The 18,180-nt window shown below is 64.2% G+C and carries 19 protein-coding genes; 13 read left to right on the top strand and 6 right to left on the bottom strand.

Annotated features, from left to right (window positions below):
- Window positions 1-362: 362 nt before the first annotated feature.
- From JJB99_RS19560 to JJB99_RS19535, 6 genes are all read left to right on the top strand, one after another.
- On the top strand, window positions 363-1,703 hold the full coding sequence (locus tag JJB99_RS19560) for an ABC transporter substrate-binding protein (RefSeq protein WP_200493972.1): 1,341 nt from the start codon (window positions 363-365) through the stop codon (window positions 1,701-1,703).
- Between the two features lie 138 nt (window positions 1,704-1,841).
- Window positions 1,842-2,780, top strand: a complete 939-nt coding sequence (locus JJB99_RS19555) for a carbohydrate ABC transporter permease (protein WP_200493971.1) — start codon at window positions 1,842-1,844, stop codon at window positions 2,778-2,780.
- Complete coding sequence (locus JJB99_RS19550; RefSeq protein ID WP_200493970.1) at window positions 2,780-3,691, top strand: carbohydrate ABC transporter permease; 912 nt, start codon at window positions 2,780-2,782, stop codon at window positions 3,689-3,691. The genes JJB99_RS19555 and JJB99_RS19550 overlap by 1 nt, the downstream gene beginning before the upstream one ends.
- Window positions 3,692-3,697: 6 nt before the next feature.
- Window positions 3,698-4,798, top strand: a complete 1,101-nt coding sequence (locus JJB99_RS19545; RefSeq protein WP_200493969.1) for an ABC transporter ATP-binding protein — start codon at window positions 3,698-3,700, stop codon at window positions 4,796-4,798.
- Between the two features lie 34 nt (window positions 4,799-4,832).
- Entirely contained in the window at window positions 4,833-5,822 is a 990-nt protein-coding gene (locus JJB99_RS19540; protein WP_200493968.1) for a hydroxyacid dehydrogenase, read from the top strand.
- Between the two features lie 170 nt (window positions 5,823-5,992).
- Complete coding sequence (locus tag JJB99_RS19535; RefSeq protein ID WP_200493967.1) at window positions 5,993-6,484, top strand: hypothetical protein; 492 nt, start codon at window positions 5,993-5,995, stop codon at window positions 6,482-6,484.
- Here JJB99_RS19535 and JJB99_RS19530 read toward each other — a convergent pair whose 3' ends face one another.
- Complete coding sequence (locus tag JJB99_RS19530) at window positions 6,485-6,982, bottom strand: DUF1993 domain-containing protein (protein WP_200500223.1); 498 nt, start codon at window positions 6,980-6,982, stop codon at window positions 6,485-6,487.
- Window positions 6,983-7,096: 114 nt separating this feature from the next.
- Here JJB99_RS19530 and JJB99_RS19525 point away from each other — a divergent pair, with 114 nt between their 5' ends.
- From JJB99_RS19525 to JJB99_RS19515, 3 genes are all read left to right on the top strand, one after another.
- Entirely contained in the window at window positions 7,097-7,879 is a 783-nt protein-coding gene (locus tag JJB99_RS19525) for a transporter substrate-binding domain-containing protein (RefSeq protein ID WP_200493966.1), read from the top strand.
- Window positions 7,880-8,050: 171 nt separating this feature from the next.
- Window positions 8,051-8,896, top strand: a complete 846-nt coding sequence (locus JJB99_RS19520; protein ID WP_200493965.1) for a DUF2147 domain-containing protein — start codon at window positions 8,051-8,053, stop codon at window positions 8,894-8,896.
- Window positions 8,897-9,073: 177 nt separating this feature from the next.
- Entirely contained in the window at window positions 9,074-9,430 is a 357-nt protein-coding gene (locus JJB99_RS19515; protein WP_200493964.1) for a hypothetical protein, read from the top strand.
- Window positions 9,431-9,576: 146 nt separating this feature from the next.
- Here the strand turns inward: JJB99_RS19515 and JJB99_RS19510 are convergent, their stop codons facing one another.
- Both JJB99_RS19510 and JJB99_RS19505 read right to left on the bottom strand, forming a co-directional pair.
- The gene (locus JJB99_RS19510; RefSeq protein ID WP_200493963.1) at window positions 9,577-9,981 is read right to left on the bottom strand and encodes a (R)-mandelonitrile lyase; all 405 of its coding nucleotides are present in this window, start codon (window positions 9,979-9,981) and stop codon (window positions 9,577-9,579) included.
- 19 nt (window positions 9,982-10,000) lie between these two features.
- Window positions 10,001-10,699: a ribonuclease activity regulator RraA gene (locus tag JJB99_RS19505; protein ID WP_011087336.1), complete on the bottom strand. Its 699-nt coding sequence runs from the start codon at window positions 10,697-10,699 to the stop codon at window positions 10,001-10,003.
- Between the two features lie 361 nt (window positions 10,700-11,060).
- Between JJB99_RS19505 and JJB99_RS19500 the strand changes: the two genes are divergently transcribed.
- From JJB99_RS19500 to JJB99_RS19485, 4 genes are all read left to right on the top strand, one after another.
- Window positions 11,061-11,420, top strand: coding sequence for a hypothetical protein (locus JJB99_RS19500; RefSeq protein WP_200493962.1), 360 nt, complete (start codon window positions 11,061-11,063; stop codon window positions 11,418-11,420).
- 196 nt (window positions 11,421-11,616) lie between these two features.
- Complete coding sequence (gene pxpB, locus JJB99_RS19495; RefSeq protein WP_200493961.1) at window positions 11,617-12,348, top strand: 5-oxoprolinase subunit PxpB; 732 nt, start codon at window positions 11,617-11,619, stop codon at window positions 12,346-12,348.
- Window positions 12,345-13,382: a biotin-dependent carboxyltransferase family protein gene (locus JJB99_RS19490; protein WP_200493960.1), complete on the top strand. Its 1,038-nt coding sequence runs from the start codon at window positions 12,345-12,347 to the stop codon at window positions 13,380-13,382. The genes pxpB and JJB99_RS19490 overlap by 4 nt, the downstream gene beginning before the upstream one ends.
- Before the next feature lie 26 nt (window positions 13,383-13,408).
- A complete protein-coding gene (locus JJB99_RS19485) occupies window positions 13,409-14,179 on the top strand; it encodes a LamB/YcsF family protein (protein WP_200493959.1) in 771 nt (256 codons plus the stop codon).
- Between the two features lie 132 nt (window positions 14,180-14,311).
- Here JJB99_RS19485 and JJB99_RS19480 read toward each other — a convergent pair whose 3' ends face one another.
- The 3 genes from JJB99_RS19480 to JJB99_RS19470 form a co-directional block, all read right to left on the bottom strand.
- Window positions 14,312-14,464 (bottom strand): hypothetical protein, encoded by a 153-nt coding sequence (locus JJB99_RS19480; protein WP_014495196.1) that lies wholly within the window; start codon window positions 14,462-14,464, stop codon window positions 14,312-14,314.
- Between the two features lie 210 nt (window positions 14,465-14,674).
- The gene (locus JJB99_RS19475; protein ID WP_200493958.1) at window positions 14,675-16,282 is read right to left on the bottom strand and encodes a sulfite reductase subunit alpha; all 1,608 of its coding nucleotides are present in this window, start codon (window positions 16,280-16,282) and stop codon (window positions 14,675-14,677) included.
- Window positions 16,279-18,060 carry a NirA family protein gene (locus JJB99_RS19470; protein WP_200493957.1) on the bottom strand — a complete coding sequence of 594 codons (1,782 nt, stop codon included), beginning with the start codon at window positions 18,058-18,060 and terminating at the stop codon, window positions 16,279-16,281. Before JJB99_RS19470 ends, JJB99_RS19475 begins: the two co-directional genes overlap by 4 nt.
- Window positions 18,061-18,180 lie beyond the last annotated feature (120 nt).

The following is an 18,180-nucleotide window of genomic DNA, read 5'->3' as shown; positions in this document are numbered from 1 at the left end:
CCACGTCCGAAAAGCCTTTCGCGCGAAGCGGTTACGCAGGTTTATTCGAAACTGCGGCGTAATTGCGCACGGAACGTTCCAGGCGGGCTCTTGCGAAGTGTGCGTCGCAAAAGGAGGCACCGCGGTTCAAGTCCGGCGCACGCATTGCCGCGCTTTCGGACGCAACGTTAGTTCTAGGCGCGAGCCGTTCGGTTTTCTCGACAGACGCGATCAATCATGATCTGATCGCGCTACCAATTTGCCGTCGAAGCTGACGGCGGCATAAGAAACGTCGAACGACAAACTCCAACAAAAAATCAAAAAGAACTCGAAAGAGTCAGAGGAAACACCACAACAATAAAACACCCAAGCGAGGAAACGAGATGTCACGCAAGACACTGACGCGACGTCAATTTGTGGCTGCCACTGCAATGTCCTCCGCGGCGCTGATCACAGCGCCTTATGTCCGGGGCGCCTACGCCGCCGGCAAGATATCGATCGGCTTCTGGGACCATTGGGTGCCCGGCGCCAACGACGCTTCCACCGCCCTAGTCAAGGAGTGGGGCGAGAAGGAAAAGGTCGAAGTCTCGATCGACTACATCACCAGCAACAACAAGAAGATCGAACTCACCGCAGCCGCCGAAGCCCAGGCCAAGTCCGGTCATGACATTCTCCAGATGCCGAGCTGGTGGCCACACGCTTATTCCGAGAACCTCGAGCCGCTCAACGACGTCATGGAGCCGCTCATCAAGCAGAACGGCGAGGTGAACGGCACCGTCAAATATCTCGGGCAGTCGGGCGGCAAATGGCTCGCGGTCCCCGCAACGCCGGGAAGCCAGATCAAGGGACCCTGCTCCCGGATCGATCTGATGAAGAAGCACGCCGGCATCGACGTGCAGGAGATGTATCCGGTCGGCAGTGTGCCGAAGGATGAGAATTGGACCATGGAGACCTTCCTCAAGGCCGCCGAAGCCTGTCACAAGGCCGGCGTCCCGTTCGGGATCGGCCTCGGCGAAACGACCGACAGCGTCGATACGGCCGGCGCGATCTTTCAGTCGTACGGCGCGGAGTTGGTCAACGCCAAGGGCGACATCACCGTGAAGACCGACGCGGTTCGCGAGGCCCTCGAATATTACAAGAAGCTGATCGCCGTGCTTCCGACCGACGCACCCTCCTGGGACGATGCTTCCAACAACAAATGGCTGATCTCGGGCCGTGGCGCGATGATCCTGAACCCGCCGAGCGCCTGGGCGGTCGCCAAGCGCGATGCCCCCCAAGTTGCCGAACAGTGCTGGACGCACGGCATGCCGGCCGGTCCGAAAGGCCGCTTCGCGCCCTTCTTGCCATATTTCTGGGGCGTCTGGAGCTTTGGCAAGAACAAGGAAGCCGCCAAGAGCCTGCTCGTTCACCTGTCCTCGCCATCTGCGATCGAGAAATTCGTCGCCGCGAGCGGCGGCTACGATCTTCCGGCCTATGCGAACATGACGAAGCTGAAGACCTGGGCCGAGGAAGGGCCGCCGAAAGGCACGCTCTACCACTATCCGGACCCATACCACCGTCAGACACTTTCGATCGCGGCCTCGCCTGCACCGCCCAAGATTGCACAGCAGATCTACTTCCAGGCGACGCTGACCAAGCTGGCGTTGCGTTATGCGAAGGGCGAGAAGCTGGAAACCGCGCTCGCCTGGGCCGAAAGCGAGTGTGAAGGCTTCATGCGGAGTTGATGCCGGGTGTGTGCCATGGCGGTTCATGCTTCGCGCGTGAGCCGCCGGGGCGCCCTGTCACTCGCTGTCACCCCTCCGATGCAGGCCGACCGATGTGGCCGGCTCCGCCGTTGAACCTACCCTAGGAAAGCGTGACCCATGGCCGATGTCGTCCTTGAGCAAGGTCGCCCTGCCCGTGCCGCGAGCCCGTCGAGGCGTGCGAGCCTGCGCAATACATTGCAGCGCAAATCGACAGTGGCGTTTTTCCTGGCGCTGCCGCTGATCCTCCTGATCGCGATGCTCGTGCTCTATCCCGCCTTCTATTCGCTCTACCTGGCGACGCTGAACAAGGCGATGACGAAATTCGTCGGCCTCAGCAATTTCACCTTCCTGTTCAAGCGTGAGACGTTCTGGATGGTGGTGAAGCAGTCCTGCATCTTTGCGATCACGGCCGTGGTCTTCAAGGCGCTGATCGGCTTCATCGTCGCGCATTTCGTCCACAACATCCCGGCCAGGGGGCAGCGCAAATGGCGCGGCATGCTGCTGGTGCCCTGGGTGATTCCGCCGGCGATGAGCACGCTGGCCTGGCTCTGGCTGTTCGACCCCTCCTACAGCGCCTTCAACTACACGCTCTCCTTCTTCGGCGTCGGTCCGATCCCCTGGCTCGGTGACACCTTCTGGGCGCGCTTCGCCGTCATCCTGGTTAACGTCTGGTACGGCGCGCCGTTCTTCCTGATCATGTACCTCGCCGCGCTCAAATCGGTCCCCGACCAGCTCTACGAGGCGGCCGCGATCGATGGCGCCAATTGGTGGCAGAAGATGTGGTACGTCACGCTGCCGATGATGCGCAACATCATCGCAATCACCACCCTGTTCTCGCTGATCGTCACCTTCGCCAATTTCGACATCGTGCGCATCCTGACCTCCGGCGGACCGCTCGATACGACGCATCTGTTCGCCACCTGGGCATTCCAGGTCGGCATCCAGAGCAGCGACATTCCGCTCGGCGCCTGTGTCTCCCTGTTCATGGTGCCGATCCTTGCCGTCGCAGCGATCTTCATCCTGCGCGATGTCTCCAAACGCGGGAACGAAGCCTGATGAGCACGCTCGCAATCGACAAGGCCGGCCCCTCCCGCAAGGTCAAGCTCGGCAGCATGAGCCGGGACCGCGCCTGGGCGTTGCGCTGGTCCTATTTCTTCCTGGTGCTGTTCGCGATCTTCTTCCTGACGCCGCCGGTTTACATGTTGATCACCTCGCTCAAGAGCAGCGCCGAGATTTCGGCGGCCACCAATCCGTGGTGGGTGTTTCATCCCACCTTGTCGAACTATGTCGAGCTCCTGACCTCGAACCAGTTCCTGCGGTTCTTCTGGAATTCGTCGATCATCTCGATCACGGTCGTGATCGTCACGATGATGATCAGCATCCCCGCGGCGTTCGCGCTGGCACGGATGAAGTTCTGGGGCTCGGCGACGCTGGCGACCGGCGTCTTCCTCACTTACCTCATCCCGGACAGCCTGCTGTTCATTCCATTGTTCAAGATGCTCGCCGTCGTCCAGGACCTGACCGGCATCACGCTGCTCAACCGGTGGTACGTGCTGGTGTTCATCTATCCGACCCTGACGGTGCCGTTCTGCACCTGGATCATGATCGGCTATTTTGCCTCGATCCCGAAGGAGCTGGACGAGGCGGCGCTGATCGACGGCGCCTCCTGGCTGCAGACGCTGACGCGGATCTTCATTCCTGTCGCGCTGCCCGGGCTGATCGCGGCGACCATCTTCGCCTTCACGGTGTCGTGGGCGCAGTTCCTCTATCCTCTGGTCTTCACGACCTCGGTGGATCAGCTCGTGCTGCCGGTCGGCATCACCACCACGCTGATCAAGGGCGACGTCTTCAACTGGGGGCAGATCATGACCGGCGCGCTGCTCGGCGCAGCGCCGCCGCTGATCATCTATGCCTTTCTGATGGACTACTACATTGCCGGCCTGACCGCCGGCGCGACAAAGGGTTGATCTCTCATGGCTGACGTTGCATTGCGGAAGGTCGTCAAGCGTTACGATGATGTCGAGGCCGTGCGCGGCATCGACCTCGACATCGCCGACCACGAGTTCATCGTGCTGGTCGGCCCCTCCGGCTGCGGCAAGTCGACCACGCTGCGCATGATCGCAGGGCTCGAGGACATCAGCGACGGCGACATCATGATCGGCGGCGACGTCGTCAACGACGTGCCGCCGAAGGACCGCGACATTGCGATGGTATTCCAGAACTACGCGCTCTACCCCCACATGACGGTCGCCGAGAACATGTCGTTCGGGCTGCGGCTCAAGCACTATCCCAAGGCCGAGATCAAGGCGCGGGTGACCGAGGCGGCGCGCCTGCTCGACATCACCGATCTGATCGACCGCAAGCCGAAACAGCTCTCCGGCGGCCAGCGCCAGCGCGTCGCCATGGGCCGCGCCATCGTGCGCAATCCGAAAGTCTTCCTGTTCGACGAGCCGCTGTCCAATCTCGACGCGAAACTCCGCGTGCAGATGCGAATCGAGATCAAGAAGGTGCACCAGAAGGTCCGCACCACCACCGTCTACGTCACCCACGACCAGGTCGAGGCGATGACGCTCGCCGATCGGGTGGTGGTGATGAACAAGGGCCGGATCGAGCAGATCGGCACGCCGAACGAGCTCTACCACAAGCCGGCGACGCGCTTCGTCGCCGGCTTCATCGGCTCGCCCGCGATGAACTTCATCCCGTGCCGGCTCGAGGACGCCGGCGGCACGCTCCAGATCCGCCTGAGCGACCGCATTGCTTTCCCGCTGCCGCCGGCCCGCGCCGCGCGCTACAATGCGCTGCCGCGCACCGAGAAGCTGCTGCTCGGCCTTCGTCCCGAGCATCTCACCGAGTCGCATGCGCATCTCGGGCCGGGCGTCGAGACCTTCGACACGGTGCTCGATGTCACCGAACCGATGGGCATGGAGACCCTGGTCTATTTCGGGCTCGACGGCACGCCCGTGTGCGGCCGCGTCGATCCCAATGCCGGCGCCAAGGACGGGGCTCCCATGCGTTTGGCGATGGACCTCAACAATATGCACCTGCTAAACGAGGAGACCGGCGTCGTGCTGTGATGCCGGCTCAAGAAACGCGAGCAGGCGGGGAGCGATGGCGACCAACAAGAAGAAGATTTTCGTTACACAAACTTTGTCGCAAGGGGCACGCGCCCTCCTCACCCAGCGGGACGATATCGACCTCGTCGAGTTTCCGAACCTGATCTCGGCCAGCGACTTTCAGGCCCTGCTCAAGAGCCATGCGCCGGTCCATGGCGTGGCGCTCGGTGCCACCGCCTTCGGCGAGACCGAGCTCGAGGCATCCGGGGACATGAAGGTGGTGACCCGCATCGGCGTCGGCTATGACGCCGTCGACGTGCCCGCCCTCTCCCGCCGCAAGGTGCCGCTGATGGTCGCCGGCAGCGCCAACTCGCCGTCGGTCGCGGAAGCGGCGCTGTTCATGATGCTGACGCTGGCCAAGCGCGCCAATGAAATGCACGCCTGCGTCAGGGACGGCAAATGGGCCGACCGGCTCGGCATGCTGCCGTTCGACCTCTACGGCAAGACCGTGCTGATCGTCGGCTTCGGTCGCATCGGCAGCCGCACTGCCAAGCGCTGCCTGGCGATGGAAATGAAGGTCCAGGTCTACGATCCCTATAAGCCTGCCGCCGACATTAAGGCGGCGGCTTGCGAGCCCGTCGCCGACCTCGACGCCGCGCTGCCGAACGCCGATTTCGTCACCATCCACTGCCCGAAGACGCCGGAGACGATCGGCCTGTTCGACGCGGCCCGGATCGGCCGGATGAAGCCGAAATCCTACCTCATCAACACCGCGCGCGGCGGCATTGTGAAGGAGGCCGCGCTGTACGATGCGCTGGTCTCCGGCAAGATCGCCGGGGCCGGCATCGACGTGTTCGAGGTGGAGCCGCCGCCGGCCGGCAACGCGCTGTTCGCGCTGCCCAACGTCATCATGGCCCCGCATGTGGCCGGCGTCACCGTCGAGGCCGTGAGCCGCATGAGCGAGCAGACCGCGCGCAACATCCTGAGTGTGCTGGACGGCGATCCGATCCGGCAGAACGTCATCAATCAGGATGTCCTCGGCTGAGCCAAATCCGAAGGCGGACGGTCGATCCGCCCGCCTTCGGAAGGCCAGAATGCGTCCCATTTTGGTGCAGATCGGGCCCCAACTCAGCCTTAATCGAACCCGCGTAATGGATCCGGCCGCGGCGGCAGTGGGACAGACTTGCCGGCCGCGTCGAGCTGGAGGATGGACCCTTGTCAGAGATCGACCCGACCGACCACGCGCTGGCGACCATCGCCAGCATCCTGGAGCACCCCGAGCCGGCCGTCGTGGTCCGCGAAACCGAGATCATCCGCGAGACCGAGATCGTCGTCACCGGTGAGCATCCGGCCGTCGAAGACCATGCTGAGGAACATCATGCGACAGGCGAGCAGCCGGTGGTCGACGAGCAGCCGCTGGTGCCTGATCACACCGATGCCGATGGCTACAGCAAGGTCGGTCCCGGCCCGATGGTGGCGATCCGCCTGAAATGGACGGTTCATCGCGGTGACGACGGCCAGTATTATGTTCACGAGACCATCGGCGAGCAGTCCGCACCCGTGGTCAGCGGCCCGATGAGCAGCGAGGCTGCGGTGCGCTTCGTCGACGAGCACGAGGACGAGGCACACCGCCGCTTCGAGCTGCTGCGCAGCGAGATCGCCGGCCGCAGCTCGCTCGCCGAGTTCGAGCGCAAGGGCGAAGCGTAGTTACTTTCGGCCCAAGAAGTCTTTCTTCACGAGCTCGACGCCGGCGTGCCGCAGCAGGTCGTAGGCCGTCGTGACGTGGAAGAAGAACTGCGGGATGCTGTTGGTGAGCAACAACGTCCGCCCGGTGAAGGGCAGCTCGGTCCCGTTCTTCAGCCGGAAGAAGACCTTCAGCTCCGCAGCCGCATCGATCTCGGCGCGCGGCAGGCTTTCGATGAACTCGATTGACGTCGCAATCCGCGCCTGAAGTCCGGCCATGTCGTGCTCCAGCGCCGGCAGCGCCGCCGGCTCGCGCTGCGCCAGCAGGGCCGGCGCGACCGTTGCGTGGCGGCACGCCTCGCCGACCTGCTGGGCCAGATCGTACATGTTCGGCGCCATGCGCATGCCGAGCAGCACCGCCGGGTTGAACTTGCGTGCCTCGGCATAGGCGACGCCCTTGTCGAGCAGGACGGACAGGTTGCGCAAATACGGCACGAAGAGGCCGACCGAGGCCTCGTACATCGAGATCGTCACGACAAGATTCCCTTCAATTCCGTCTCGCCAGCAATTGGCATCTGGTCTAAATCCACGCTTCGAGGGCTGCACAATGACAGCTCGGGCATGAGTGGAAAAGAGATGATCGTTCGTATCGTGACAGCGCTGGCCGTGGTGCTGCTGGCAAATCTTTCGGCGCACGCGCAGCAGGCGGTGCCCTCGCGCCTCGACGAGATCGTCAAGCGCGGCACGTTGCGCGTCGGCATGACCGGCGACTACAAGCCCTTCACTTACCTCGACAAGACGACGCAGCAGTTCTCCGGCTTCGACGTCGACATGGCCGAGGCGCTCGGCAAGGCCCTCGGCGTCAAGGTCGAGTTCGTACCCACCGCCTGGGCGAAGCTGATGAAGGATTTCGAGGCCGACCAGTTCGATATCGCGATGGGCGGCGTCTCCGTCACGCTCGACCGGCAGAAGAAGGGCTTGTTCTCGACCCCGATCATGCGCGAGGGCAAGACGCCGATCACCCGCTGCGCCGACACGGCGAAGTACCAGACACTCGCCGACATCGACAAGAAGGGCACCCGAATCGTCGTCAATCCCGGCGGCACCAACGAGCGCTTCGCGCGCGCCAACATCAAGGACGCCGACATCACCGTCTTCCCCGACAACACCGTGATCTTCGATGAGATCGCCAAGGGCAACGCCGATCTGATGATGACGGACGCCTCCGAGACCCGCTATCAGCAGAAGCAGCATCAAGGCGTGCTCTGCGCGGTCCATCCCGAAAAGCCGTTCGATTTTTCCGAGAAGGCCTACTGGCTCCAGCGCGACATGGCACTGAAAGCCTTCGTCGACCAATGGCTGCACATCTCGATGGAAGACGGCAGCTACAGGAAGATCTACGCCGCCTGGTTCGACTAAACCGCGTCCTCCTGTCGCCTGCGCCCGCCAAACTTTGGACCGGCTCCGGCGTTATTGAACCCGGAACCATCGCAGAACGACTCATACGGACAACAGTGATCTAGATCACTTTTTGTGATCGAGCCGGCGCGTAAGCGTCGGTGCGGGGACCATTCGTTCAGGAGATGCGAAATGAGGAAGCTGTTGGCCGTGGCCGCATTCCTTTTGGCGAGCACCGCTGCCCAGGCGCAGTACACGTTCGAATATGGCGGGCATACCATCCGCATCGATCCGGATCGCGGCACGGTGCAGATCCCCGGCGTCTACGACAACACCGGTCAAGGCAAGGCGAAGAAGGCCAAGAAGAACGAGACGCCCCCGGACAAGCAGGGGCCGCAGCAGGCCAAGGCCGATCCGCAACCGCCACCTGCGCCGGCACCAGCCTCTGGACCCATCGCGGCGCCCGCAGCGGAACAAGCGCCAGCACCGCCTCCCGCTCCTCCGCCGCCGGCCGCTACAGCGAACAATGCGCCGGCCGCGACTGCCGTCGTGCCGCCGTCCGCACCGGCCGCTCCGGTCGAGCAGCAGGCTGCTCCCGCCGCTCCGCCGGCGCCCGCTCCGACCGTGGCTGCCGCTCCCCCGGCGCCGCCTCCACCTGCACCGGGGCCGGCACCCGCTCCCGTTCAGTCGGCAGCCATCGCCCCGCCGGCGCCCGCAGCCGCGCCGACGCGCGATCTCAATTCACCGCTTGGCGTCTGGCTCACCGAGGAGAAGGAAGGCAAGGTTCGCATCGAGCAATGCGGCAACAATCTTTGCGGCTATTCGGTCGATTCAAAATCGAATCAGAACGGCGAACAGGTCCTGATCAACATGAAGCCTGGCAAGGACCAGAAATGGTCCGGGCGCATCCTCGACCCCAACTCCGGCTCGACTTACGATTCGACCATCGCGATGAAGGGCACCGACCGCCTGCACGTGCAGGGTTGCGCTTTCGGCGGCATGTTCTGCGGCGGCCAGACCTGGACGCGGGTGAACTGAGCTCGAGCGACGCGCCCTGATGGAGACGAGGGGCCCCGCAAGGGCCCCTTCGCTTTTGTCCAGCGCATCGTTGAAAGTGCGGCACCTCACACGCCGTCTCGCATACGTGACAGTCCTCACATCCCCGGTTCCGCGCTCATGCGACGGTCGGCGCATGGTCAACCCAAGGGGCGTGTCATGAACGGATTTCGTAGAGGTCTCTTCGCCTGCATCATCGCCATCGCGTTCCCGCTCGCACAGGCCGATGCTGCGGGCTCCACTTTCGACGGCACATGGAATGTCCGGATCGCGTCATCGAGCGAGACCTGCGGCAACGGCGCCACCGTGGCGATCGGCATCAACAATGGTCAGATCGCATCGAGCAGCGCGGCGGTAACCGCGTCGGGCCGCGTCGCCGAGGCCGGCAGCATCAACGTCACCCTGAGCACCGGCATCAAGCGCGCGGTCGGCTTCGGACGGCTGAGCGGCACCTCAGGCTCCGGCACCTGGCGCGGCGCGATGTGCACCGGCACGTGGACGGCAGAGCGGATGTGAATGGCCGTGTCCCGGACAAGCAGCGACGCGAAGCGTTGCTGCGCAGAGCCGGGACCCAGAGATGTTCGTTTTGCGGAGAGCTCTGGATCCCGGCTCGGCGGCGCATCGCCTTTGAGGCGACGCGCCTTGTCCGGGACAGGAGCGCCTTAGCCGAGCGGCGCTTCGTATTCCGCGTCCGTCACCGGCTCCAGCCAGGTCGAGAACACGCCGTCGAGCGCTTCCTGCATGGCAATGTGGCACATGCTGTTACCCGGCGTAGCGCCGTGCCAGTGCACTTCACCCGGCGGAATCCAGACGGTGTCGCCGGGACGGATTTCCTTGACCGGCCCGCCCTTGGTCTGAACGCGGCCGACTCCTGAAATCACGTAGAGCGTCTGCCCGAGCGGATGGTGGTGCCAGTTGGTGCGGGCGCCTGGCTCGAACGAGACGCGCGAGACGTTGAGACGCGCCGGCGCGGGCGCCATGTTGATCGGGTCCTGCAGCACGGTGCCGGTGAAGTGTTCCTTCGGCGCGCGGCGGGTCGGCCGCGTGCCGGCGAGCGTGATGTCCATTTGCGGTCCTCGTTTCCTGTTACTTCTTGCTGGCGGCGTAGCGCGCCTTGGTTTCGGCGTTCATGGGGTAGAGGCCCGGCAGCACTGCGCCATTATTCACCTCGTTGACGATCCAGGCTTCCATCCGCTCCTGCTCGACGCCCTCGTTGAGAACGTGATCGAGCATCGCCTGCGGGATCAGCACGCAGCCGTCCTGGTCGGCAACCACGATGTCGTTCGGGAAGACGGCGACGCCACCGCAGCCGATCGGCTCGCCCCAGCCGACGAAGGTCAGGCCCGCGACCGACGGCGGCGCGGCATAGCCGTCGCACCACACCGGCAGGTTGGTGCCGAGCACGCCCTCAACGTCACGCACGACGCCGTCGGTGACGAGCGCGGTGACGCCGCGCTTCATCATGCGCGCGCAGAGGATGTCGCCGAAGATGCCGGCATCGGTGATGCCCATGGCATCGACCACGGCGATGCAGCCTTCCGGCATCGCCTCGATCGCGGTGCGGGTCGAGATCGGCGATGACCAGGATTCCGGCGTCGCAAGGTCCTCGCGCGCCGGCACGAAGCGCAGCGTGAAGGCCGGTCCCACCAGGCGCGGCAGGCCCGGGCGCAGCGGACGCGCGCCGCGCATCCACACGTTGCGCAGGCCCTTCTTCAGCAGGACCGTGGTGATGGTGGCAGTGGTGATGCCGGCGAGGGTCTTGCGGGCTTCGGGGGACAGCGACATGGAAACAGACAAGCTCCGAGGTGCGGGACAGAACGCGCGCATCTTGCGAGCCGCAGCCCTTGCGTCAAGGGCCAAGAGGGTAGCAATAACGCAGGGCCGCAGCGCTGTTATGCGCCGCGATAACAAGGCTTTAGAAGAAGTTCTTAACGTTTCAACTACTTCCCAAGCGTCATTTCCCAAAAACGTTCCATTGTTGTTCAGGGTCTAGTTAAACTGAAAAGCCTACCTCACGATAGACCCAGCGCTGAAAAACGGCTTCTCGGAAGAACTTCTACGGGAGCTTCGTGGCCGCTTAGAAGGCAATGCGTTTTTTAAGACCATCAATCCCAAACGCCAGAAAGCTCTTCTTGAAGGCGCTGATATGTTTGTGGATGGACGCCACGCAGCAATGCTCAGTCTCGGGTGGGGTGAAGATACTACCCGTGCCGTCTATAAATATTTGTCAAACCAAGCACACACATTAGCCATGGCCTTCCACCGTACAGCCGAGAACGAGTTGTACAAGACAGATAGCGGCGGCGCGCGTGTGGTTGCAGCGTTCGCGCTTTCCTTTGCCCGTCTCGCGTTGGGCTCTTCCTGTCTTCATATGATCGATCTATTTCCCGATGTCGAACTGAAATTCCATGAGCTGACCATAGTGAATCTCAGATCCGAATATGAGAAAGGCTCCATTGCAGCACATCAGGCGGTCGTTCCGCCCGCGCAAGCTCGGCAATCTTGAAGCGATAATTGGCGATTATCAGCGATCCAAGGGAAGTCATTGAAGATGTGGCATCTCGGATAACAAGGCTTTATCGGATGTCCCTGCATTAATTTATTGGACTTGCGGGCGCATTTACGCGAAGCAGACAAGCGGAACTCAGGCGCGAGCCCGCGTTTCTCTCACAAGCCCGATTTCGACAGCTCTTCGACAGCTCATGGCCGCGACGCTCCCCCCGCCCCGCCTTCTGCCCAGTGGCGACAGCGCCGTCACCGTCGAGTTCAGCCGCACCATCGACGACGATGCCAACCAGCGCGTGCTCGCGCTGGACAAGGCGCTCGCAGCACGCCCCGTCGACGGCATCACCGAGACCGTGCCGACCTATCGCTCGCTGCTGGTGCATTACGATCCCGGCAAGATCGGCTTCGAGGCGCTCGGCGAAAAGCTGCTGCCGATCGCCACCCAGCCGCTGCCGCCAGCCGCCAAGGCGCGGCGCTGGCGCATCCCCGTCGCCTATGGCGGCGAGCACGGCATCGACCTCGAGGATGTCGCGAAAGCGCTGAACACCACCCCCGACGACATCGTCGCCCGCCATACTGGCGGCGACTACAAGGTTGCGATGATCGGCTTCACGCCGGGCTGGTCCTATCTCAGCGGCCTCGACAAATCCCTGCACATGCCGCGGCGGCAATCGCCACGGCTGTTGACGCCGGCCGGCACGATCTCGATCGGCGGCATCCAGGCGGGCATCCAGTGCCTCGCCGCGCCCAGCGGCTGGCACCTGCTCGGCCGCACGCCTGTCAGAACCTATCAGCTCCACCGGAATCCGACCTTTCTCACCGAACCCGGTGATTGCGTGACGTTTTTCGCCATCGACCACAACACGTTCGAGGAGCTGGACCGCGCCGCCGAGGCCGGCGAGATCATCGCCGAGCGGGTCGACGCATGAGCCGGCTCGTGGTCGCCAGCATCGGGCCGGCAAGCTCCGTCCAGGACGGCGGCCGCCACCGCGCGCAGCGCTACGGCCTGACCGTCAGCGGTGCCATGGATCGGCTGTCGTTGGCAGCGGCGAACACGCTGGTCGGCAATGAGCCGTTCGCGGCCGCGGTCGAGATCGGCCCGTTCGGCGCCACGTTCTTGGCCCGGGACGGCGCCGTGCGGATCGCCATCGCCGGCGCACCGCGCAACGCCGACATCGCCGGCCGGCCGGTCGCGATGGACACATCGGTGACGCTGAAGGACGGCGAGACGCTGACGCTGGGCTTTGCCCGCGGCGGCGCGTTCACTTATCTCGCGATCGAAGGCGCGGTCAAAGGCGAGCAGGTGTTCGGCAGCCTGGCGGTGAACGCCCGCGCCGGGCTCGGCAGCCCCTACCCGCGCCCGCTTCAGGCCGGCGACGAATTCACCGTCGATGCCGCGAGCGGCGCGCCCGAACTGCGCATCGAACTGCCGAAACCTGTGAGCGGCCCGATCCGCGTCGTGCTGGGCCCGCAGGACGACGAGTTCGACGACGCCAACAAGGCGCTGTTTCTGGATAGCGAGTGGAAGATCTCGGCGACCTCCGACCGCATGGGCTACCGGCTCGAAGGACCCGCGATCAAGCATCTGCACGGCCACAACATCGTCTCCGACGGCACGGTGAACGGCAGCATCCAGGTGCCCGGCAACGGCGCGCCGATCGCGCTGATGATGGACCGCGGCACCTCCGGCGGCTATCCGAAGATCGCAACCGTGATCACGGCCGATCTCGGCCGCCTCGCGCAGACCTCGGCGGGAACGGCGTTCCGTTTCAAGGCTGTCAGCATGGCCGAGGCGCAGGACGAGGCGCGCAAGTTCGCGCAACTGATCCGCAACCTGCCGGATCGGCTGCGCTCCTCCGACAGCATCGCGCTCAACATCGAGGCGCTCAGCGATGCTAACGTCGCCGGCTATGCGGTGAGCGCCATGGATGCCGGGACCTGGCAGGTCGCGGTGGAGCCGTAAACGGCACAAGACCAGAGGAGCATCCCATGAAGACGATCGATCTCAATTGCGACCTCGGCGAAGGTTTTGGCGCATGGGAGATGGGCAACGACGCTGCCATGATCGAGCTTGCCAGCTCGGTCAACGTCGCCTGCGGCTTCCATGCCGGCGACCCCGACATCATGCGGCGGACGGTCGAGCTCGCAAAGGCGCGCGGGGTATCCGTCGGCGCGCATCCTGGCTATCGTGACCTCCACGGTTTCGGCCGGCATCCGATCGCGGGCCTGAAGGCGTCCGAGATCGAGAACCTCGTCGCCTACCAGATCGGCGCGCTGCAGGCGATCGCGACCGCGGCCGGCCACAAGGTCACCCATGTGAAGGCGCATGGCGCGCTCTCCAACGTCGCCTGCGAGGACGACATGACCGCCAAGGCGATCGCCGCTGGCATCAGGGCGGTCGACCCGAACCTGATCTTTGTCGTGCTCGCCAATTCAAAGCTGGTGAAGGCGGGCGAAGACGCCAACCTTCCGCTGGTGCACGAAGTGTTTGCCGACCGCGCCTATGAGGACGACGGCAACCTCGTCTCGCGCAAGAAACCCGGCGCGGTGCTGCACGATGCCAAGGCCATCGCCGAGCGCGTGGTGCGCATGGTGCAGGACGGCGCGGTGGTCTCGGTGACGGGCAAGGTCATCAAGATGCGCACGGATACGGTGTGCATCCACGGCGACACGCATGGCGCGGTGGACATCGCGCGCGGCGTGCGTCAGGCGCTCAAGGATGCGGGGATCGAGGTCGCGCCCTTCAAGCGCGGGGCGTGAGGCACATCAGGTGTGCCGTAGGGTGGGCAAAGCAAAGCGTGCCGACCAAATCGATGCCGTTTGCTGAGAGATGGTGGGCACGGCGCGCGAAGAGCGCGCCTTTGTCCACCCTACGAGAGCGGTGCGGCTTCGTTAGAACGGATGCACCGACAACGTCCCGAACACGATCGCCGCGATGACTGCAAACGCGCTGTAGAGCCCGACATGATGCATGCTTGCTCCGGTCCGTCGCGAGAGCGAGCGCGCGTAGAAGTGCAGCCTGGCTTCCGCCGATAGTTCGCGCATCGCCGATCTCCAACGCTCCATGCGCGGGAGTATGAAGGATCACCCCCGGTGGCGGGCAAGACGCCGCCGGAAATAGCGATATCGGTCCTCCGAACGGGTCCTCTCGCAGGCGTAAATTCTCCCGATCCGCGGGTTCCGAGAATGCTATTCGCTAAAATCCGAGCCAGCGGGAACCGACTCGGATGACAATGGAGTGACAGCTCTTCGCCGTTAGTACACGTCAGCCTGGAAGCGGCCGGTCTTCTTCAATTCGGCGACGAAGCTGACGGCTTCGTCGGTCGAGCGTGCGCCGAACTGGGCGACGATGTCGACCAGCGCCCGCTCGACGTCCTTGGCCATGCGCTTGGCGTCGCCGCAGATGTAGAAATGGGCGCCCTCGGCGAGCCATGTCCACACTTCGCGGCCGACCTCGCGCATGCGGTCCTGCACGTAAAACTTCTTCTCGCCGTCGCGCGACCAGGCCAGCGACATGCGGGTCAGAAGCCCCGAGGTCTTCATCGCGTTGAGCTCGTCCTGATAGAAGAAATCGCAATCGCTGCGCTGATGGCCGAAGAACAGCCAGTTCTTGCCGGGCGCGCCGGTCGCCTTGCGGTCGAGCAAGAAGGCGCGGAACGGCGCGATGCCGGTGCCGGGGCCGACCATGATGATCGGTGTCTTCGGATCCTGCGGCAGGCCGAAGCCGTGCGCCTTCTGCACATAGACCTTGAGCTTCTCGCCTTCGGTGATGCGCTCGCCGAGGAAGGTCGAGGCAACGCCGATGCGCTTGCGCTTGCCGATCACGTAACGCACGGAATCGACCGTCAGCGACAGTTTTCCCGGCGTCGCATTGTGCGAGGAGGAGATCGAATAGAGCCGCGGCTGCAGCGGCTCCAGTGCCTCGACGAAGGCCTCGGGATGCGGCCGCGTGCCGGAGAACTTCTGCAGCGCCGCCATCACGTCGAGAGTTGCGGCATCTCCATCGGGATCCTCGCCCTGCGCCAGCGCCCGCGCCTTCTCGCGCGCCGCGCCTCCGGTGATGAAGGAGATCAGCTCGAACAGCGTGTCGGGCGCCGGCGACAGCGAGACGTCGTCGATCAGCACCTCGCGCAGCGTCTTGCCGTTGACCTCAGTGGTGTGAGAGGCGCCGAGCAGCGCAATGATCTGGTCGACGAGGCCGACATCGTTGCGTGCGAACACGCCAAAGGAATCTCCGACGACATAGTCGAGCTTGCTTGCGGAGAGATCGAACTCGACGTGATAGGTCTCCTTCTCCGACTTGCCCTTGTTGAGCAAACGCCGCGACAGGAAGGTCGCGGTCGCAGGATTGTCGCGCGAACGGCCGGGCTCGGCGATGGTGACGGTCACGGCGGGCGCTGCCACCGCGTTGGTCCTCTCAGGTGCTTTCGCGGCCGGAGCCTTGTCGAGCTCCTCGTATAGCGACTTCAGCATCCGCGCGGTTTCCTTGCCGCCGGGGACGCAGAGATTGAGCCGCGCCTCACTGCGGCTCGCGATCGCCTCCGAATAGTCTTGGCAATTGTAGCCGCACTGGCCGCAATCCTGCTGCGCCATCGCCGCCATCATCTTGCGGCGCAGGGGGCGGCCCTCGGCGAGCTTCATCCGATCGGCGATCGGCATGGTCTGGTCATGCCACGGCGCTTCGCCGTCGTCGCCGTCGCCACTTTGCATGACGGCCGCACCCTGCTCCGCCGACAGGGGCGCAGCTACATCAGGCGACAGCAGCCCGGCAAAGAAGCCGTTCAGCCATGAGCGCTGCGCGTCGGAGAACGGCGCGCTGGCGGGAATGATGTCGAGCTTGGGCGGAGGCGTGATCTGGTTCATGCGGACACCTGTGCATCGGCAAGCTTGCGCAGCGTTTCGCCGTCATGGCGGCGCGCGAAGGAGAGGAAGGTCTCGTCGGGGGACAAGCGACTGGCGATGTAGGCCTTGAGCAGCGCCTCGACCATTTTCGGTGCGTCCTCGGCCTTGAGGTCGTGATAGACCTCCTGCCCGACATCCGCGTCGGGGCCGAACCCGCCGCCGGTGAAGAGATGATAGCCCTCGACGGTGTCGTCCTCGCTGACCGGCACGCGCGCTCCGATCAGTCCAATGTCGCTGATGTAATGCTGTGCGCAGGAATGGTGGCAGCCGGTGACGTGGATGTTGACCGGCTTGTCCATGGCGACGCGCGGCTCGCACCAGTCGCCGATCTCTTCAGCGTGACGCTTGGTATTGGCGGCCGCGAAGCGGCAGCCCGCATTGCCGGTGCAGGCGATCAGGCCGGCACGGATGTGCGATGCGTCGACCGCGAGTCCGATCTGCTTGATCGCGGCAATCGCAAGCTCAACGTTTTCGTCGCGCACCCCCGAGATCAGCAGGTTCTGCCAGACCGTGAGGCGGATCTCGCCGTCGCCGAGATCTTGCGCGATCTTGGCGAGCCCCCGCATCTGGTCGCAGGTGAGCTTGCCGAGCGTTAGCGAGACACCGATCCAGTTGAGGCCATCCTGCTTCTGCTTGTGCACGCCGACATGCGCCATGCGGTCGGCGGCGGGTCGCGGGAGAAACGCCTCATCCGGCACGCGCGTGAGCGGCGTCTTCAGCCGCTCCTCGACCAGCTTGAGGAAGCCGTCATGGCCCATGGCGTCGAGCACGTATTTCAGCCGCGCTTTGTTGCGGTTGGTGCGGTCGCCGTGCTCGATGAACACGCGCACGATGGCGTCAGCGACGGCGGTGGCCTGCTCCGGCTTGACGATGATGCCGGAGTACTTTGCAAAATCCTTGTGGCCGGTGATGCCGCCGAGGCCAAGCCGGAACCAGACGCCGGGCGCGACACCGAACCCGTCCTTCACCTCAAAAGCCGTGAAGGCGATGTCGTTGGTCTCTTCGAGCACCGCGATCCTGCCGGCGCCGTCGAAGGCGACGTTGAACTTGCGCGGCAGGCCGTACAGCGAGCGGTCGTTGAGGATGTGATAGTGCCACTCGCGCGCATGGGGCCGCGTGTCGATGATTTCCTGCGGATCGATCCCCGCGGTCGGCGTTCCCGTGACGTTGCGGATGTTGTCGGCGCCGGAGCCGCGCGAGCACAGGCCGAGGTCCTGGATGCCCTCGATCAGCTTGATCGCGTGCTTCGGCGGGATCTCGCGAAGCTGGAGATTGGCGCGCGTCGTGACATGGCTGTAGGGTCCGCAGAGTTCGTCGGCGAGATCGGCGAGGCCCGACAGCTGCCAGTGCTTCATGATGCCGTTCGGAATGCGCAGGCGGCACATGTAGGAGTCCTGCGTCGGCGCGACGTAGAAGATGCCGTAATAGCGCCAGCGGAAATTGTCCGCCGGGCTCGGCGGGGTATTGTCGAGCGCCTGCTGGCGCAGCCGCGGATAGGCATCGAAGGGATGCTCGGCGCGCTTGAACTTCTCCTGGTCGACGAGCTTCTTGCCGGACGCAATGACCTTGTCCTGCGCCTTGATGTGCACGGCATCGGGACCAACAGGCTCAGCATCCGCCTTGCCCGCGCCACTGCCAAGACCGCGACCGACGCGGCTGATCTGCAGACCGGTCGTGAAGCCTTCGAGATAGCGTTTCTGCTCGTCGGTAAAGTCGACTGCGAGCGTATCAATTTTCATGGTCGGTAACGAAGCTCCTGCGGCCACGAAGGGTGGCATCGACGGATATTGGCGCGTCCCGTGAGGAACTCGGCTGGCTCAGGAGCCCGCCTTGCACCCAACGGTCCGATCAGCTTCGTT

It is taken from the genome of Bradyrhizobium diazoefficiens, from assembly GCF_016616235.1.
GTDB classification, from domain to species: Bacteria; Pseudomonadota; Alphaproteobacteria; order Rhizobiales; family Xanthobacteraceae; genus Bradyrhizobium; species Bradyrhizobium diazoefficiens_H.
The sequence above is the reverse complement of the archived record's forward strand: the minus strand, read 5'-3'. Positions and strand labels throughout refer to the sequence as shown.

Excerpts from the sequence above, each read along its gene's own strand:
- JJB99_RS19520 (WP_200493965.1), top strand. The coding sequence starts at position 8,051 with ATGAGGAAGCTGTTGGCCGTGGCCGCATTCCTTTTGGCGAGCACCGCT.
- JJB99_RS19540 (WP_200493968.1), top strand. The coding sequence starts at position 4,833 with ATGGCGACCAACAAGAAGAAGATTTTCGTTACACAAACTTTGTCGCAA.
- JJB99_RS19555 (WP_200493971.1), top strand. The coding sequence starts at position 1,842 with ATGGCCGATGTCGTCCTTGAGCAAGGTCGCCCTGCCCGTGCCGCGAGC.
- JJB99_RS19560 (WP_200493972.1), top strand. The coding sequence starts at position 363 with ATGTCACGCAAGACACTGACGCGACGTCAATTTGTGGCTGCCACTGCA.
- JJB99_RS19515 (WP_200493964.1), top strand. The coding sequence starts at position 9,074 with ATGAACGGATTTCGTAGAGGTCTCTTCGCCTGCATCATCGCCATCGCG.
- JJB99_RS19550 (WP_200493970.1), top strand. The coding sequence starts at position 2,780 with ATGAGCACGCTCGCAATCGACAAGGCCGGCCCCTCCCGCAAGGTCAAG.
- pxpB (WP_200493961.1), top strand. The coding sequence starts at position 11,617 with ATGGCCGCGACGCTCCCCCCGCCCCGCCTTCTGCCCAGTGGCGACAGC.
- JJB99_RS19530 (WP_200500223.1), bottom strand. The coding sequence starts at position 6,982 with ATGTACGAGGCCTCGGTCGGCCTCTTCGTGCCGTATTTGCGCAACCTG.
- JJB99_RS19525 (WP_200493966.1), top strand. The coding sequence starts at position 7,097 with ATGATCGTTCGTATCGTGACAGCGCTGGCCGTGGTGCTGCTGGCAAAT.
- JJB99_RS19490 (WP_200493960.1), top strand. The coding sequence starts at position 12,345 with ATGAGCCGGCTCGTGGTCGCCAGCATCGGGCCGGCAAGCTCCGTCCAG.
- JJB99_RS19545 (WP_200493969.1), top strand. The coding sequence starts at position 3,698 with ATGGCTGACGTTGCATTGCGGAAGGTCGTCAAGCGTTACGATGATGTC.
- JJB99_RS19505 (WP_011087336.1), bottom strand. The coding sequence starts at position 10,699 with ATGTCGCTGTCCCCCGAAGCCCGCAAGACCCTCGCCGGCATCACCACT.
- JJB99_RS19470 (WP_200493957.1), bottom strand. The coding sequence starts at position 18,060 with ATGAAAATTGATACGCTCGCAGTCGACTTTACCGACGAGCAGAAACGC.
- JJB99_RS19510 (WP_200493963.1), bottom strand. The coding sequence starts at position 9,981 with ATGGACATCACGCTCGCCGGCACGCGGCCGACCCGCCGCGCGCCGAAG.
- JJB99_RS19475 (WP_200493958.1), bottom strand. The coding sequence starts at position 16,282 with ATGAACCAGATCACGCCTCCGCCCAAGCTCGACATCATTCCCGCCAGC.
- JJB99_RS19480 (WP_014495196.1), bottom strand. The coding sequence starts at position 14,464 with ATGCGCGAACTATCGGCGGAAGCCAGGCTGCACTTCTACGCGCGCTCG.
- JJB99_RS19485 (WP_200493959.1), top strand. The coding sequence starts at position 13,409 with ATGAAGACGATCGATCTCAATTGCGACCTCGGCGAAGGTTTTGGCGCA.
- JJB99_RS19500 (WP_200493962.1), top strand. The coding sequence starts at position 11,061 with ATGTTTGTGGATGGACGCCACGCAGCAATGCTCAGTCTCGGGTGGGGT.